Here is a 16927-nt window from a genome sequence, read left to right on the forward strand (position 1 = left end):
CGCATCTTTCGATGCGGGGCATTTTTTATGGCGCGTTGAAACTCAGCGGTTGCGGGTCAGCAGCGCTGGTTTTTCACCACGAGGACGGCCTGGCAGTTGGTCCAACTGCTCGGGTGTCGGGAAGCGATCAGCTTTCGACTCCTTGTGGATGATCTTCGGCGCCGGGCCGCCACGCGGGTTTTGCACCGCTGGCTCGGACAGGCGTGGCTGGTCGTCACGGGCCGGGCGGCGGTTGTTGCTGCGCGAATCTTCGCGACGCGCCTGGCCATCACGCGGTGCACCATTACGCGGGCCGCTGCGCTTGGCAGGCGGGGTACCGGTGGTGCCGCCGCTGCTGTTGCGTGGACCGTTCTGACGACCGCCCTGAGGCTGGCCGCCACGCGGAGCACCTGCACCTGCACTGGCGCCTTGTGCCGGGGCACCTTGACGACGGCCACGGCCCTGGGCAGGCTTGGCCTGGGGCACGTAGTCGACGCGGTTACCGAAGTTATCCACATCGTCGTCGAGGAATTCGTCCGGGGCACGGTCGGCGGCTGCGGCGCGTGGTGGCTGGCTCGGCTGGCGCTGTTCGCGGGCCGGGGTGCCTTCACGAGGCTTCTGCTCACGGGCTGGGCGTTCGCCACGGCCGTTGGTCGGCGCTTTTTCCTTGCCGCCTTTGTCCTTGCCCTTGTCGCGACGACCACCGCCGCCACCGCCGCCACCGCCGCCGTTCGGGCCATCGCCCTTCGGACCGCGTGGGTTGCGTGGGTTACGCACATCCGGACGCTCGCGCGCTTCAGGCTTCTCGGCCTCCACGGCGCTGGCATCGAAGCCCATCAGGTCGCCGTCGGCGATTTTCTGCTTGGTCATGCGCTCGATGCTTTTCAGCAGTTTTTCTTCGTCCGGCGCGACAAGGGAAATGGCCTCGCCCGAACGCCCGGCACGGCCAGTACGGCCGATACGGTGCACGTAGTCTTCATCGACGTTTGGCAGCTCGAAGTTGACCACGTGTGGCAGTTGGTCGATGTCCAGGCCGCGGGCGGCGATATCGGTGGCTACCAGGATGCGCACGGAACCGGCCTTGAAGTCGGCCAGGGCCTTGGTACGCGCGTTCTGGCTCTTGTTGCCGTGGATGGCGACGGCGGTGAGGCCGTGTTTGTCCAGGTACTCGGCCAGGCGGTTGGCGCCGTGCTTGGTACGGGTGAACACCAGTACCTGTTCCCACGCGCCGGCGGTGATCAGGTGCGCCAGCAGTGCACGCTTGTGGCTGGCGGCCAGGCGGAACACGCGTTGCTCGATACGCTCGACCGTGGTGTTCGGCGGCGTGACTTCGATGCGTTCCGGGTTGTGCAGCAGCTTGCCGGCCAGGGCGGTGATGTCCTGGGAGAACGTTGCCGAGAACAGCAGGTTTTGACGTTTGGCCGGGAGGCGAGCGAGGACCTTTTTCACGTCATGGACAAAGCCCATGTCGAGCATGCGGTCGGCTTCGTCCAGCACGAGGATTTCCACGTGGGACAAATCGACGCTGCCTTGGCCGCACAGGTCAAGCAAACGACCGGGGCAAGCCACCAGCACATCAACGCCACGGGACATGGCTTGAACCTGTGGGTTCATGCCGACGCCGCCGAAAATGCAGGCGCTGACGAACTTCAAGTCGCGGGCATACAACTTGAAGCTGTCGTGCACCTGGGCGGCGAGTTCGCGGGTAGGGGTCAGGACCAGTACACGCGGTTGGCGTGGGCCGTGACGCTGGGATTTGTCCGGGTGACCGTTGGGAAACAACCGCTCCAGGATCGGGAGGGCGAAACCGCCGGTTTTACCGGTACCTGTCTGAGCCGCAACCATGAGGTCGCGACCTTGCAACACGGCGGGAATGGCCCGCTGTTGCACCGGAGTAGGCTCGGTATAGCCCGCTGCCTCGATGGCGCGGACTAAAGCCTCGGAGAGACCGAGGGAAGCAAAGGACATGAGTAATCCTGTTTTAGTTAGGGCTTGGCCCAAAGGGATAATCTTGCCGGGCGTGAATGGCGCTTAGGGGAGCGCAATCCCGTCCGGTCCTGCTGCGTCTGGCGGGCACTCCACCAGCTCGCGCGGGCTGCAAAGCTGCGCAGTAGCTGGGTTGGGTGCCTTTTTCAAGACCTCAGCGGCCGGGCGTAAGCCTGGCGGAAAGGCCGGAGTATAACAGAGCAATCACGGTGCGCTGCTTTCCTGCTGCTCAACGGCGTGCCTGCGGGCTGGCATCGTCGCTGTTTGCGGGTGTATTCCAGCATATTTGGCGCTCAAGGAGGCATAGGCCGGCTCTTGCTTGAAGCGCTTGAGCTCGGCGGCAAAGCGTTGTACCAGCAGGTCCATGCCTGCGCCACGCCGTACCGCGAGGAATTGCTGCTGGTGGCTGACTACCACCGATGCCTGGCTGACCTTGCCCTCCAGGCCCAGCGCCTTGATCACGTGCTGCCCTACTCGCCGGTCAGTCACCACCATATCGATACGCCCGAGCATGAGCTTGCCGAAATTGGCTTCATGGCTGGGGGCGGGTTCACGCTGGAATGCGCTGGACTCACTGAATGCATCGCCATAGAGGTAGCCGGGGGAAATACCGACGGTCAGGCCACGCAGGTCATCCAGCGTTTCGGCGGGGTGAGGGCGTTCGTTGGCGTAGAACAGCACGAATTCGACTGCTGACAAGGGCTCGCTGGGATAGAGCAGCAGAGCGTCACGGTCCTGGCTGTGGAAGATATCCAGCGCGCCGTCGGCATGGCCCTGTTCGAGCATCGCCAGGCAGCGCTTCCAGGGCAGGAACTGCCATTGCACCTCCACGCCCAGGCGCTGGAAGACGATCACAGTGGTTTCATAATCCAGCCCGGCCATGCTGCCGTTGTCCTCATAAACGTAGGGGGCCCAGGGCTCGGTGACAATGCGCAATTTCTCGCCATAAGCGGCCAGGCTCAGGCAAGCAAAAAGTGCAGCGGTCAACAGCTTGAAAAGGACAGGCATACCTGAGGTTACGACGCTCCCGGAAGAAAGAGAAGCTCTGGCACGCGCATTGGCGGGCGGCCTTATTTCACCGGAGCGTCCAGTAGGTGTTCGTGGATCGCGGCACGGCGCTCGCCTAGAATCAGGCGCACCACGGGGTTGGCGAACCAGTGTTCCAACTGGTGGGCATCGATCGGGCGCTTCTGGCGTTCTTCCTGGTTTTGTCGGGCCTTGTCCCACCAAACCGGGCCGCAGGCCTGGTCGAATTCGTTCTCGTGTTCGTAGCAGCCGTAGAGGATCTCACGGATGAACTGTTGCTGGTGCTTGGGCAGCAGCAGGGTAATCAGCTTGTACATCAGGCGCTGCAAGCGCGGCGGGCGCGGCAGGTGCGAGGAGACCTGGCGAGTATCGGCCAGGGCTTGCGCGCTGGTCGGGGCGCTGGCGTGCTTGGCGATCCACGCCTTGACCTTGGCCCGGAACAGCTGCTTGCGGCTCCAGTAATGATGGATCAGGTCTGGGCACTCGCGCACGTTGACGGTGCGGTAGGCGGCGATGGACAGGCAGAACTCTTCCAGGGTGTAGGCGCCCTGGGCGTGGGGGAACAGTTCATCCATCAATTCAATGGAGCGGTCGAGGATGTGCGCATCCTGTTGGGTCAGGCCCATGACTCCGGAGTTGAGGGTCATCATGTCATCGTCGGCCACGCCCATGTCCAGCAGGCGCTGGTGCAGGGCGGTGTAGAGGATGCTTTCGTGGTTGTCGCCGTACTTGGTGTAGAAGGCGTTGCACAGCAGGGTGCCGGGCTGTACGCGTTCGAACAGGGCCATGGGCGAATGGTGGAAGAAGGTGTCGGTGTCGATCAGCAACGCCACCGGGGACTCTTCCAATACTTGGCGCAGCACCACGTGTTTGGTGCGGAAGTGATAGCCGTGGGGCTCGCTCCAGCGTTTACGGGTGGCGTCGTCGAGGGGACGCACGCGTACTGGCAGCAGGCGATAAGGCTCGGGGTTGTCGCTGAATACCTGGATGTCCACGTTCGCGTCCGGGGTGTCCTGCAGGAACGCCAGTGCGCTGGCGATGCTGAAGACTGCTTCCTGGTGGTAGGTCTCGGCACCGAAGACCAGGTAGACCAGTTGCGGGCGGGAAGTCGGGGGCACTGTATTCATGGACTGCGGGGTTCCGTGGGTCACGTAAAACGACAAAGGCCCTCGTCTGGACGAGGGCCTTGGTACAACCGGTCAAGCCTTAGCGTGGCAGCTTGAGGTTGTTCCAGACAGCAAGGCTGGGTTCAGCCTGGTTCAGGGTATAGAAATGCAGCCCTGGCGCACCACCTTGCAATAATTGCTCACACATTTCGGTGATGACCTGCTCGCCGAACGCCTGGATGCTCTTGACGTCGTCGCCATAGGCTTCCAGCTGCTTGCGCACCCAGCGTGGGATCTCCGCACCGCAGGCGTCGGAGAACCGCGCCAGCTTGCTGTAGTTGGTGATCGGCATGATGCCCGGCACGATCGGGATGTTCACACCCATCGCCCGTACACGCTCAACGAAGTAGAAGTAGCTGTCGGCGTTGAAGAAGTACTGGGTGATTGCGCTGTTGGCGCCAGCATTGGCCTTGCGCACGAAGTTCTGCAAATCGTCTTCGAAATTGCGCGCCTGTGGGTGCATCTCCGGGTAAGCGGCCACTTCGATATGGAAGTGATCGCCGCTTTCTTCGCGGATGAAGCTCACCAGGTCGTTGGCGTAGCGCAGCTCACCGCTGGCCATGCCCATGCCGGATGGCAGGTCGCCGCGCAGGGCAACGATGCGCTTGATGCCGGCTTGCTGGTAATGGGTCAGCAGGCCGCGCAGGTCGTCCTTGCTGTCGCCCACGCATGACAAGTGCGGAGCGGCGGGAACTTTGACTTGGCTTTCCAGCTGCAACACGGTGTTGATCGTGCGGTCGCGGGTCGAACCGCCGGCGCCGTAGGTGCAGGAGAAGAAGTCGGGGTTGTAGCTGGCAAGCTGCTTGGCAGTCGCCATCAGTTTTTCATGCCCAGCATCGGTCTTGGTCGGGAAGAACTCGAAGCTGTAGCGACGGTCTTGGGACATGGTAATAACCCTATGAAACTCAGATACCGGAAGTCATGCACCGATTTAATGTGTGAGCGGGCTTGCTCGCGAATGCGGTGTGTCAGTCGCCGAATGTATGGGCTGATACAGCGCATTCGCGAGCAAGCCCGCTCCCACACAAGCCCGCCCCCACAATAGAGAGCGGGCAGCAGGCAAATCAGTAGCGGTAAGCGTGCGGCTTGAACGGACCTTCAACCGTCACGCCGATGTAATCGGCCTGGGTCTTGGTCAGTTGAGTCACTACGCCGCCAAAGCCGCGGACCATTTCCAGGGCCACTTCTTCGTCGAGTTTCTTCGGCAGTACTTCCACGGTCAGGCGCTCGGCTTTCTGGGCCGGCGACAGGTCGGCGTATTTCTGGCCGAACAGGAAGATCTGGGCCAGTACCTGGTTGGCGAACGAGCCATCCATGATGCGGCTTGGGTGGCCAGTGGCGTTACCCAGGTTAACCAGGCGGCCTTCGGCCAGCAGGATCAGGTAGTCATCGTTCTGCGGGTCGAAATCACCAGCGCCGGTACGGTGAACCTTGTGTACCTGCGGCTTCACTTCTTCCCATGCCCAGTTTTTGCGCATGAAAGCGGTGTCGATTTCGTTGTCGAAGTGACCGATGTTGCACACCACAGCACGCTTTTTCAGGGCTGCGAGCATGTTGGCGTCGCAGACGTTCACGTTACCGGTGGTGGTGACGATCAGGTCGATCTTGCCCAGCAGGGCCTTGTCGATGCTGGCGGCGGTGCCGTCGTTGACGCCGTCGATGAACGGCGAAACCACTTCGAAACCGTCCATGCAGGCTTGCATGGCGCAGATCGGGTCAACTTCGGAAACCTTGACGATCATGCCTTCCTGACGCAGGGACTGGGACGAACCCTTGCCCACGTCACCGTAGCCGATCACCAGGGCTTGCTTGCCCGACAGCAGGTGGTCGGTGCCGCGCTTGATCGCGTCGTTGAGGCTGTGACGGCAGCCGTACTTGTTGTCGTTCTTGCTCTTGGTCACCGAGTCGTTGACGTTGATGGCCGGGATTTTCAGCTCGCCCTTGGCCAGCATGTCCAGCAAGCGGTGTACGCCGGTGGTGGTTTCTTCGGTCACGCCGTGGACGCGGTCGAGGATCTGCGGGTACTTCTTGTGCAGCAGCTCGGTCAGGTCGCCGCCGTCGTCGAGGATCATGTTGGCATCCCATGGCGCGCCATCCTTGAGGATGGTTTGCTCCAGGCACCACTCGTACTCTTGCTCGGTCTCGCCTTTCCAGGCGAATACCGGGATACCGGCAGCAGCGATAGCGGCGGCGGCCTGGTCTTGAGTCGAGAAGATGTTGCAGGACGACCAGCGCACTTCGGCACCCAGGGCAACCAGGGTTTCGATCAGTACGGCAGTCTGGATGGTCATGTGGATGCAGCCGAGGATCTTCGCGCCCTTGAGCGGCTGCTCAGCGGCGTACTTGCGACGCAGGCCCATCAGGGCAGGCATTTCGGATTCGGCGATAAAGGTTTCGCGACGGCCCCAGGCAGCGAGGGACATGTCGGCGACTTTGTAGTCGTTGAAATCTGCAGGCGTAATTACAGCGCTCATGAAGAGCCTCCATTCGTAGTGTGCGAATGGGCGCCGTTGTGCGTTTAGTATCAGGCCAGGGCAACCGGGCCGGACAACGCCCCATCCGAGCCTGACAGGTTGAACCTGCTGCAGCGCCCCTCGGACAGGTGGCGGGAGAACGGTATCAATCGAAGATGACCGTTTTGAAGCGGGGGCGATTATAGCCGTGTACGCCGTACTTCCCAAGCCTTTCCGTCAGCGGCATGAAGATCGCTCATGGGGTTGATAGGCAATCGCTCATAGAGCTTGGGCCCGGGCTCTGCCATGATGTTTCCCATCATTTCGCAAGACGCTTTGGAGTGACCATGAACTTCCACACCCGCAAATGGGTAAAACCTGAAGACCTCAACCCCAACGGCACCCTGTTCGGTGGCAGCCTGCTGCGCTGGATCGACGAAGAAGCAGCCATCTACGCCATCGTCCAGTTGGGCAACCAACGCGTAGTGACCAAGTACATCTCCGAAATCAATTTTGTCAGCGCCTCGCGCCAGGGCGACATCATCGAGCTGGGCATCACCGCCACCGAGTTCGGCCGCACCTCCATTTCCCTGACCTGTGAAGTGCGCAACAAAATTACCCGCAAAAGCATCCTGACCGTGGAAAAAATGGTCTTCGTCAACCTCGGCGAAGACGGTTTGCCGGCGCCCCACGGGCGTACCGAAATCAAGTACGTGAAGGACCAGTTCAAGGACGACGGCCTTCCCGAGTAACACTTGCGCCGCGTGATTTGCTTTACCAAATCATTCCGCATGGATCATTCCGAGGCTCTCTCAACACTCAGGACTACATCCTGTAGAGAGAGCCCCGTGTATGAAAGTATCCAGTTCGGCTGTACACCATCAACCCCCACTGCCTCAAACCACCGACCAGGACGTGAAGACGCCTTTGGTCAAAGGCGTGGGCGAGCGCAACCTGAGTATTTATCGTCACGGCGATGGGCGTGTGGAGGTGGTGTTGTCACCGCCCCCGCCGGCACACTTGGTGCTCAGTGGCGGTGGCGCCAAAGGCATTGCTTTCCCGGGCATGGTGCAGGCGCTTGAAGGCGCCGACAAACTCAAAGGCATCAAGGTGGTCTCCGGCTCCTCTGCCGGTGCGATTTCCGCAACGCTGCTTGCCAGTGGCATGGACGCCCAGTCATTCACGAAACTGTCGAACAACCTTGACCTGCCCAGCTTGCTCAACAGCAAAGACCCGGTGATGGCCTGGTTGCAGGATGCCAGTTCCACGCTTGGCAAGCTCGCCGGAAAACTGCCTGGCCCGGCCGGTAATATTTCTCAACTGCTGCTGACCCTGTTGCCGCGCCTGCAAACCGAGGCGCAGCCCCTTGAAGACTTGATTCGCAACGAATCGCGTCAATCGATTCTTGCCCATATCGCTGCGATGCCTGCGGCCAACCGACCACCCGAAGTCACGCAAATCGCCAGCAAACTCAGCGCCGGAGCAGGGCCCACCTTTCGCGACCTGGAGGTATTGAGCCGCCATATCCCGGCGATCAAGCAACTGAACATCACCGGCACGGGCATGTTCGATGGCCGCCCGCAGTTGGTGGTGTTCAATGCCAGCCTGACACCGGATATGGACATCGCCCGTGCTGCACGTATTTCGGGCGCGTTGCCGGGCCTGTTCAAAAGCCCGACCGAACAAGGCCATGGGTTCCAGACGGTCGCGCAGGTCACGGCTTTTCAGGATGGTGGACTGCTCCTCAATACGCCGGCCCCTGGTGTCATCGAGCGTTCTTTTCCAGAGAGCCCACTGGGCAAGGACGAATCGCTGATCGTCAAATTCGAGTCCGAAGATACGTCAGCACCGCCCCAAAGCGGGGGTGTTTTCAGTTATCTGGCGGACACTTTCACTGGCACGCCGCATACCGCTGCTGAGGCTTACCAAAATGACCGGCTCAACGATTTTGTGGCGCAGACAGTCACGTTGCCGCTGAACTCGGAAAAAGGTGATTTTCGCGGCCTGCTCAACGGTACAGTCAACTTCACCATGACCCCGGACCAGAAACAGTACTTGCAGGTCAAGGCCCATCAAGCGGTACTCGGGCACCTGGCAAAGCGCGAGGTGGTGCGTGAGCGCCACGAGTTCGCTTCGGTGGACGATGCCGTGATGGCGATGGATGATCAAATGCTGGCCAGTGTACAGGATGAGCTGCAGAAGGACCCGGCCAGCGCAGACGCGTTGCGGTTTCGCAAGGAGGCGCAACAGGCATTACAGGCGCTGGACAGTGCAATTGCCGAAGCTAATCAGTCCAGCACGTCCCTGGTAATCACGCCCAAGTTAGCCTCGGCGCTACGCAACCTGGATGCCCTGGCGCGCAGGCCAGAGGATATCGACTGGCTTGGCAAGCGCCTGAATGCGCCGGGCCATCGTAATTTCCAGCAGCTTTTGCAGGTGGGCGCCAAGCTGGCATCGGGCAATGCATCAGGCATGTCCAAAGTGTTGGACAGTGCCATTGCTGAAATGCAAAGACGGGATATCAAGGTCAAGGCTGAAAACTTTACGCGGGAGGTCATTTACCCATCGCTATACCGGCCTGGCCAGCCGGCAGCCAACGTTGAGCTGTTACAGCGCGCGGTGCGTGACCTGGGCGAGGCAACGACCCCGGCTGACTTCAACAGCGTGCTCGACGGCATCATCAAATATTATCAAGCGCGCAATAAGCCCTGGAAAACACCGTTCAGCTCCACCACCGTGGAACAGGCCAAGGCCTGGCGTATTCCGGTTTAGTTGCCGAGGCCGCTGAACAGCTACCGCCGCGGCGTGTCGTAGCTACAGGCACCCCTTGGACTCTGGTACATCATGGCCACTCAAGCAGACGGCAAGACCCCCAACCTGTCGCAGGAAGAGCAGCAGGACGTTGACAAGAACCAGCCGCCGCGCGCGGCTGTGTTGCACGAAATCATCCGCACCCAAGGCGACCAGGAGCTGGAGCGCAGTGTCGCCGCCTTGTGGTGGTCGGCACTGGCCGCCGGGCTCACCATGGGCCTGTCGCTGATGGCCATGGGGTTGCTCAATTCACGCCTGCCGGACGCTGAGGCATTCAAAGTGATTGCCAGCTTTGGCTATTGCGCGGGGTTTCTCGCAGTGATCCTGGCGCGCCAGCAACTGTTCACTGAAAACACTCTGACGGCCGTGCTGCCGGTCATGAGCAAGCCTACGCTGGGCAATGCCGGGCGACTGCTACGGCTATGGACAGTGGTGCTGGTGGGTAACCTGTGCGGTACCTTGCTAGTGGCTTACGTGATGTTGCACCTGCCGATTTTCGATACCAAGACCGACATGGCTTTCCTTGAGATCGGCCGCAAAATCATGGAAAACGACCCCGGGCAAATGTTTGCCAAGGGCATTGTTTCCGGTTGGATGATCGCGACTATGGTGTGGATGATCCCGTCGATGGAAAGCGCCAAGTTGTGGATCATCATCCTGATCACCTACCTGATGGCGCTAGGGGATTTTACCCATATCGTGGTTGGCTCGGCGGAAGTGTCGTACTTGGTGTTTGCCGGCGAGTTGCCGTGGAAGGACTTCTGGCTGGTCTTCGCCGGACCGACCCTGGCCGGCAACATCATCGGCGGCAGCTTCATCTTCGCGCTGATCAGCCATGCGCAAATTCGCAGCGAGACCAGCCTGCCGGGCAAAGCGGCTGCGGACCCAAGGCATCCGCAACAGCTCAATAAGGATCAGTGAAGTTCAGGCGTGGCCTGAGGCTCATCCCGGGTCACGTGCTTGACCAGCTTGCCGATGCTCAAGCCCTGCAACAGGATCGAAGACAGCACCACGATGTAGGTGATGCTCAGCAACAAGTCACGCTCCGGGCCGAGTGGCAGGGCCAAGGCCAGCGCCACCGAGACGCCACCACGCAAACCGCCCCAGGTGAGTATGCGGATCGTACCGCGTGGCACCGTGCGCCAGCGCCGCAGCAGCAGGATCGCCGGGGCCACGGTCAGCAGGCGCGAGAGCAGGATCGCCACCGCCAGCAAACTGGCCGCGAACACGTGCAGCCAGTTGAACGGCAATAGCAACAGCTCCATGCCGATCAGCGCAAACAGCAAGGCGTTGAGCATGTCATCGAGCAGTTCCCAGAAGCCATCCAGGTAGCGACGCGTCATGTCGTTCATCGCCAGCTTGCGTCCCAGGTTGCCGATGATCAGCCCTGCGACCACCATCGCAATCGGCGCGGAAACGTGCAGTTCCGAAGCCATGGCCGAGCCACCGATCACCAGGGCGAGGGTCAGCATGACTTCGATCTGGTGCTGTTCGATGCTTTTGATCATCAGGTACACGAGGTAGCCGATCAGCCCGCCAAAGACCACGCCGCCAATGGCTTCGTGGGCAAACAGCATGGCGGTGGCGCCCACGGTGGGTGTCTCACCCAACTGCGCGATGCCCAGCAGCACGGTAAACACCACCACGGCAGTACCGTCGTTGAACAGCGACTCGCCGACGATGGTGGTTTTCAACGGTTTCGACGCGTTGGCGGTACGCAGCACGCCGAGCACTGCGATCGGGTCGGTGGGGGAAATCAGTGCGCCGAACAGCAGGCAGTAGAGGAAGCTGACGTGCCAGCCAAACAGGGCGAAGATGTAGTACGCCAGGCTGCCGATCACCACGGTGGCAATCAACACACCAAAGGTTGCCAGCAGGCCGATGGGCCAGCGATAGCTGCGCAAATCGTTCAAGTTGACATGCAAAGCACCGGCGAACAGCAAGAACGAGAGCATCCAGTTCATCAGCAAATCGCCAAAGTCGATCTGGCCGATCAGTTGCTGGACGCGTTCCTCCAGGCCCGGGTAGCCGAGCACGCTCAGGCCTTGCAGGATCAGCGAGAAGATTAGCGCGGTGACCATCACGCCGATGGTCGGCGGCAGGCCGATAAAGCGGAAGTTCACATAGGTGAGCAGGGTGGTGAGGCAAATGAAGGCGGCGACAAGTTCAAGCATCCGGGGTCCTTGGAGCAGGGGAATGTAGGCGCACGGGTGCGCGGAGGCAGCGTTTAGTATAAACAGGTGCAGTTACATGAAGAATCAATTGAGGAGGTTCTAGTGGTAGCGACAGCACTGGTGCTGGTAGCGGCGTTGTTGCATGCGACGTGGAACACCTTGATCAAGTTCAGTGGCGAGCGCCTTTTAGTCATTGCCTGCATGGACAGCGTGGCGTTGTTGTTCGTGGTGTTTGCGGTGGGGTTTGTGTCCTTGCCGCCGCTGGAAATCTGGCCGTGGATCATTGCCTCGGCGTTGTTTGAATTGCTCTATCGCTATTTGTTGATCCAGGCCTATCGAGTCGGTGACCTGGGCCTGGTGTATCCGTTGATGCGCGGTTTGTCGCCGTTGGTGGTGCTCGTGCTGACCCTGGTGTTTGCCGGCGAAGTGCTGAGTACCCAGCAGGTTCTGGGGATCCTGCTGATCCCGGTCGGCATGTTGTGCCTGTTGTGGCAGGGCGGTGGTGGTGACCGGTTGCCCTGGTCGATGCTACCGGTGGTGTTGCTGATCGGCCTGTGTATTGGTTGCTACACCTTTCTGGATGGGCAGGCGCTACGGCGCTGGTCGCACCCGTTGGATTACCTGGTGTGGCTGACGCTGATCAGCGCCTGGCCGTTTCCGTTGCTGGCGCTGGTGCGCAAACGCGCGGCGTTCAGCCTGTTCTGGCGCACTCAGTGGCAGTTGGGGCTGAGCGTGGGGTTATGCGTGTTGTTGAGCTACGCTTTGGTGCTTTGGGCCATGCAGTTGGGCTCGATTGCCGAGGCCGCCGCGCTGCGGGAAGTCAGCGTGATCCTGGTGGTGTTGTTCGGTATGCGTTACCTGAAAGAACCTTTCGGCCGCCCACGGCTCATAGCCTGTGGGTTGGTGTTGATCGGCATGTTCGTGATGAAACTCTAACCGTCTGATAAATCCAAAAAAGGAATGAGTGATGACAGTGGCTTTCTGGTGTGTGTTGATCGCAATCTTTCTGCCGTACCTGTGCACAGGTGTGGCCAAGTTCAGTGGCGGCAAGTTCGGGCCGCGGCAGAACCACGACCCGCGTGCCTTCCTCGATTCCCTCGAAGGCTTCGCCAAACGCGCCCACAGTGCGCAACTCAACAGCTTTGAAGTGACCCCGGCGTTTGCCGCCGCTGTGATCATCGCGCACCTGGCCGGCACGGCGTCGCTGGTGACCATTAATGTACTGGCGGTGCTGTTTATCACTAGCCGCCTGCTGTACATCATCTGCTACCTGGCGGACTGGGCGATGTTGCGGTCGTTGGTGTGGTTTGTGGGGATGGCGTTGATTGCGAGCTTTTTCTTCGTCTCGATCTAGGGGCTGACGCAAACCCTATGTGGGAGGGGGCTTGCTCCCACATTTGATTTTTAGCGCCTGTCAGGTACCTGCTGGTGCATCCGGCACCTGAGGCAACGCAGCACCCTTGGGCCACAACATCCAGATCTGCCCTTGTTGCTTCATATTCCCTGCCATCTCGCCCGCGGCGTCACCCGTGCCCCAGAACAAGTCTGCGCGCACTTCGCCAGTGATTGCGCCCCCGGTGTCCTGGGCCGCGACGGGTCTTGTGATCGGTGAGCCGTCGGGTTTAGTGGTCGACAGCCACAGCAGGCTACCCAGGGGGATCACCTTGCGATCCACTGCCACGCTGTAGCCGGCGGTCAGTGGCACGTTCAGCGAGCCGCGTGGGCCTTCGTTACTGTCGGGGCGGGCGCTGAAGAAGACGTAGCTGGGGTTGCTCGCCAACAGTTCTGGAATGCGCTGCGGGTGTGCCTTGGCCCAGGCGCTGATGGCGCCCATGGTCACATCTTCTTTTTTCAGCTCGCCTTGCTCTACCAGCCAACGGCCGATAGGGCGGTAGGGGTGGCCGTTCTGGTCGCCATAACCGACACGCAGCTGGCGCCCGCCGGCGAGTTGAATACGCCCCGAGCCCTGAATCTGCAGGAATTGCAGGTCCATCGGATCGGTCAGCCAGGCAATCGGTTTGGCGGTGGAGCCTTGGCTGTTGAGGGTGCTGGCGTCGTCATAGGGCTTGAGCACACGGCCTTCCAGGCGTCCGCGCAGGCGCTTGCCCTTGAGTTCGGGGTAGATGCTTTCAAGGTTGACGATGATCAGGTCATCCGGCACGCCGTATACCGGCACGTGGGCGCTGGCAGTTTCGGTCAGGCTGCCGGGGTAGACCGGCTCGTAGTAGCCGGTGATCAATCCGTGTGGCGTGTTGTCAGCCGAACGCAGGCCGAATACATCCAGGTGCTCCTTGAGGAAGCCACGCACCGCCACGGCATCGCCGGGTACGCTGGCCGCTGCGGCGCAGGTCGTGCCCCAGACCGGGTCGGCCTTGAGGCGCTGGCAGGCGCTGCGCCAGGATTCAAACCCGGCCAGTAAATCGCTGTCGGAGACAACCGGCAAGGCTTCCCACGGAGCGCTTACATAGGTGGCTACAGCGTGAGGTTTGGCTTCTTCCTTGGCGACTTCCTTGCCGGTGTCTTTACCTGCATCGCAGCCGGCCAGCAGTGCGAACATCGGCAGAGCCAACGCCAGGCGGCGGCTCCAGGGTTTCAAGGTGACATTCATCTAAGCAATTCCTGAAGCGGTTGCCCGTGCTTCATTGCATTCGGACAACCCTTATTATTAATAGGGCTATTGGTCTTTGTGGGCGGTGCGAGGATACTGGCCGCCGTTTCCCGTGACCTTGAAGCCATCATGATGTTAAAAAAACTCACCGTTGTACTGCTGGCCTGCCTGGCCTTGTCCGCCTGTGGCGGGGTTGACCCCAATTCTCCCCTGGGTCAGCGCAAGGCGATCTTCAAGCAGATGCTCAAGACCGGCGAAGACCTGGGCGGCATGTTGCGTGGGCGTATCCCGTTCGATGGCGCCAAGTTTGCTGAGGGTGCGGTCAAGCTGGATGCCTTGTCCCATGAGCCGTGGAAACACTTCCCGAGCGTGCGCGAAGAAGACCACACCAGTGCCAAGGACGACGTGTGGCAAAAACAGGCGCAGTTCCAGCAACTGGCCCGCGACCTTGAGGCGGCCACCGGTGAGTTGGTGATCGCCAGCCAAGTGCAGCCCTACAAGGCCAGCAACCTGGGCCCGGCGGTGCAAAAAGTCGAAGATGCCTGCAGCGCCTGCCATAAACAGTTTCGCGACCACTGATCAGTTTTACTGGTCGAGTTCTTCCACCGCGTCCTGCAACTCTTTGCGTGATTCTGCCAGCTTGTCCTTACGCTTGTTGATCTTGTCCGGGTCGCCTTTTTTCATCGCCTTGTCGAGGTCGGCCTGACGGCGGCTGACTTCGTGCTTGGCGTCCAGCACCTTGTTCTCGCGCTCTTTGCGCAGGGAAGCATCGGTGCAGTGGGCGGTGACTTCAGCCAGGGCTTTTTCCAGACCGGCTTGTTGTTGGCTGTTACCGTGGGCCTTGGCCTGTTCAATTTGGGTGCTGATGGCCTGGCGCTTGGCGGCGCAGCCGCTGAGCGGTTGCACGTCTTCGGCGGCCAGCAGCGGCGTGGCCATGAAGGTTGCGAGGGTCAGCAGGGCAAAGGGGGCGAGAAATTTCATATAAAGCTCCAAGGTCGCAATCAGGTGGCCGGGCGGGGTTCAAAACCCATCTACCCCGGCTCCGCGTAATGTTTCAGCCAAGGCCTGTACCTGCGGGTCGCGAAAAAAAGCGCTGAGTTGCGCCGCGCGCCCCGGGCCGATGCCGTCTGAGGCCTGCCAGGCTTGGGTGTCTTTGGCGACCAGCGTCTGCCAGTCGCCTTCCAGGTTGTTGCGCGCCACCGGCGGTACGCCCAGGGCCTTGAGCCATTGTGAAAAAGGGCGTTGCCGAGCGCTTTGAATACTGTCGAGCACCCGCGCACGGGTGCGATCACCGAAGCCCTCAATGGTAGCAAGCTGCGTCGCATCCAGGGTTAACCAATCGAGAAAGCCTGCGATTAGACCGGCCTGGATCAATATGTTCCAAGTCTCACGGCCTATATGCGGCAAGGCCAGGCCTTGTCTGCCGCTCAGCCAGGTCAAGCGGGCGAGCAATTGATCTTCGCAGCCGGGATCCAGTTGCCAACAGCTCAGGGCGTGAAAATCCTGGGGGTCGGGTATCGGCACCTCCATGCGTGTTTCGTTGCGCAGGATCACCTCGTCCAGCCGAGGAATCACCTGGCCTGCCAGACTGATTGACACGTGGTCGCCAGGGCGGATATCCAGGATCTGCCAGCGTTTCAGGGAGCTGGCGCTGACCCGGCTGATCTGCCGATCATCCAGCCGAACGGGTTCCAGTTCGAGAATAGGGGTGATGCGCCCGGTGCGACCCACCCTGAACTGCACCTTGCGCACCAGTGCCAGGGCTTTGATAGTTGGGTACTTCCAGGCAACCATCCAGTAAGGCGCACTGGCTTGCCAGCGCTTGCCCGGCGCCCGCGCAGCCTGGTGCAGCACCACGCCGTCGCTGGCAAAGGGCAGTGGTGCGTTGTACCAATGCATGCGCCAATGCGCGGCTTCGCTGATGTCCACAATGGGATGACTGTAACGTTGGCTGTCGGTAAACCCCCAGTGGGCCAGGGTGGACAGGCGTTCGTTGAAGTCCGTGGGGCCGTCTGGCCAGGCCCAGACGAATAAACCGATCCCTGCCGCCTCGGCGTCGCTCAACTGGTGACGGTTCATCAGCCCGGCCACTTTGCTGCGCGCATTGAGCCCACCCTTCATTGATTGCACATGGTGGTCCAGACGCCAATAGAGTTCGCCTTGCAGCACCACATCAACTACATCTGGCAGTTGTTGGACGATGCCGGGGATCTTCGCAGCTGAGGCTGACCAGTCGTGCCCCAGCAAACCATCGCCTCGGCTGATGAGCTGCTGCAAGCGACCCTGACGATACACCAGGGTCACCGCGACGCCGTCGACCTTGGGCTGGACCCATACGTCTTGACGGGTGCTGAGCCAGTCACTGACTGCCGATGCGTCCAATAGCTTTTCCAGGCCCGTGTGCGCGACCGGGTGAGGTAATGTGCCGCGCGAACTGGCCAGCGGGTTGTCAGCTTTCGGCGTGGGCTGGCGAGCGCATTCGCGCCAATGCGCGAGGCGCTTGCGGGCCTGGTCATAGAGTTCGTCGCTGACAGGGGACTGGCCCTGACGGTGGTAACCGTCGTCCCACTGGCTGACTTGCCTGGCCAGGGTGTCGAGTTGCGCGTGAACGTCATCGGGGCACGCTTCGGCCCACGCCAAGCTCGGTAGAACGCTGATAAAAAAAGCCATTAACACATGCATGCTGAGCATCCTTGCTCGAAAGGGGCGCCCAGCCTAAGTGAT

At 60.8% G+C, this 16927-nt stretch carries 15 protein-coding genes and 1 riboswitch; of the genes, 6 read left to right on the top strand and 9 right to left on the bottom strand.

Features of this window, described 5'->3' with window-relative positions:
- Positions 1-42 precede the first annotated feature (42 nt).
- From rhlE2 to ahcY, 5 genes are all read right to left on the bottom strand, one after another.
- Positions 43-1947, bottom strand: coding sequence for an RNA helicase RhlE2 (gene rhlE2 / locus FRT59_RS13030; RefSeq protein WP_153871388.1), 1905 nt, complete (start codon positions 1945-1947; stop codon positions 43-45).
- A gap of 222 nt (positions 1948-2169) precedes the next feature.
- Complete coding sequence (locus FRT59_RS13035) at positions 2170-2973, bottom strand: substrate-binding periplasmic protein (protein WP_034116203.1); 804 nt, start codon at positions 2971-2973, stop codon at positions 2170-2172.
- Positions 2974-3035: 62 nt separating this feature from the next.
- Positions 3036-4118, bottom strand: coding sequence for a hypothetical protein (locus FRT59_RS13040; protein ID WP_034116202.1), 1083 nt, complete (start codon positions 4116-4118; stop codon positions 3036-3038).
- A gap of 79 nt (positions 4119-4197) precedes the next feature.
- Positions 4198-5043, bottom strand: coding sequence for a methylenetetrahydrofolate reductase [NAD(P)H] (gene metF / locus FRT59_RS13045; protein ID WP_153837471.1), 846 nt, complete (start codon positions 5041-5043; stop codon positions 4198-4200).
- Positions 5044-5221: 178 nt separating this feature from the next.
- Complete coding sequence (gene ahcY / locus FRT59_RS13050) at positions 5222-6631, bottom strand: adenosylhomocysteinase (protein WP_034116200.1); 1410 nt, start codon at positions 6629-6631, stop codon at positions 5222-5224.
- Positions 6632-6652: 21 nt separating this feature from the next.
- Positions 6653-6759: riboswitch (S-adenosyl-L-homocysteine riboswitch) on the bottom strand.
- 198 nt (positions 6760-6957) lie between these two features.
- Here ahcY and FRT59_RS13055 point away from each other — a divergent pair.
- From FRT59_RS13055 to FRT59_RS13065, 3 genes are all read left to right on the top strand, one after another.
- Positions 6958-7362 (top strand): acyl-CoA thioesterase, encoded by a 405-nt coding sequence (locus FRT59_RS13055; RefSeq protein WP_034116199.1) that lies wholly within the window; start codon positions 6958-6960, stop codon positions 7360-7362.
- Positions 7363-7462: 100 nt separating this feature from the next.
- A complete protein-coding gene (locus FRT59_RS13060; RefSeq protein ID WP_153837472.1) occupies positions 7463-9382 on the top strand; it encodes a patatin-like phospholipase family protein in 1920 nt (639 codons plus the stop codon).
- 72 nt (positions 9383-9454) lie between these two features.
- Positions 9455-10342, top strand: coding sequence for a formate/nitrite transporter family protein (locus FRT59_RS13065; protein WP_034116197.1), 888 nt, complete (start codon positions 9455-9457; stop codon positions 10340-10342).
- Here FRT59_RS13065 and FRT59_RS13070 read toward each other — a convergent pair.
- A complete protein-coding gene (locus FRT59_RS13070) occupies positions 10336-11595 on the bottom strand; it encodes a cation:proton antiporter (protein WP_034116196.1) in 1260 nt (419 codons plus the stop codon). The two genes, FRT59_RS13065 and FRT59_RS13070, sit on opposite strands and share 7 nt — an antisense overlap.
- Before the next feature lie 102 nt (positions 11596-11697).
- Here FRT59_RS13070 and FRT59_RS13075 point away from each other — a divergent pair, with 102 nt between their 5' ends.
- Together FRT59_RS13075 and FRT59_RS13080 are read left to right on the top strand one after the other, a co-directional pair.
- Positions 11698-12531 (top strand): EamA family transporter, encoded by an 834-nt coding sequence (locus FRT59_RS13075; protein WP_198809667.1) that lies wholly within the window; start codon positions 11698-11700, stop codon positions 12529-12531.
- A 31-nt stretch (positions 12532-12562) separates the two neighbouring features.
- A complete protein-coding gene (locus FRT59_RS13080; RefSeq protein WP_034116194.1) occupies positions 12563-12949 on the top strand; it encodes an MAPEG family protein in 387 nt (128 codons plus the stop codon).
- 60 nt (positions 12950-13009) lie between these two features.
- Here the strand turns inward: FRT59_RS13080 and mltA are convergent, their stop codons facing one another.
- Positions 13010-14203 carry a murein transglycosylase A gene (gene mltA, locus FRT59_RS13085; RefSeq protein ID WP_153871389.1) on the bottom strand — a complete coding sequence of 398 codons (1194 nt, stop codon included), beginning with the start codon at positions 14201-14203 and terminating at the stop codon, positions 13010-13012.
- Between the two features lie 129 nt (positions 14204-14332).
- On the opposite strand from mltA, the gene FRT59_RS13090 reads away from it, so the two are divergent.
- Positions 14333-14782, top strand: a complete 450-nt coding sequence (locus tag FRT59_RS13090) for a c-type cytochrome (protein WP_034116192.1) — start codon at positions 14333-14335, stop codon at positions 14780-14782.
- 6 nt (positions 14783-14788) lie between these two features.
- On the opposite strand, the gene FRT59_RS13095 is transcribed toward FRT59_RS13090, so the two are convergent.
- Positions 14789-15184, bottom strand: a complete 396-nt coding sequence (locus FRT59_RS13095; protein WP_034116191.1) for a DUF1090 domain-containing protein — start codon at positions 15182-15184, stop codon at positions 14789-14791.
- Positions 15185-15223: 39 nt separating this feature from the next.
- On the bottom strand, positions 15224-16885 hold the full coding sequence (gene ligB / locus FRT59_RS13100; protein WP_153871390.1) for an NAD-dependent DNA ligase LigB: 1662 nt from the start codon (positions 16883-16885) through the stop codon (positions 15224-15226).
- Positions 16886-16927 lie beyond the last annotated feature (42 nt).

Source organism: Pseudomonas haemolytica (genome assembly GCF_009659625.1).
In the GTDB taxonomy this organism is placed as follows: Bacteria; Pseudomonadota; Gammaproteobacteria; order Pseudomonadales; family Pseudomonadaceae; genus Aquipseudomonas; species Aquipseudomonas haemolytica.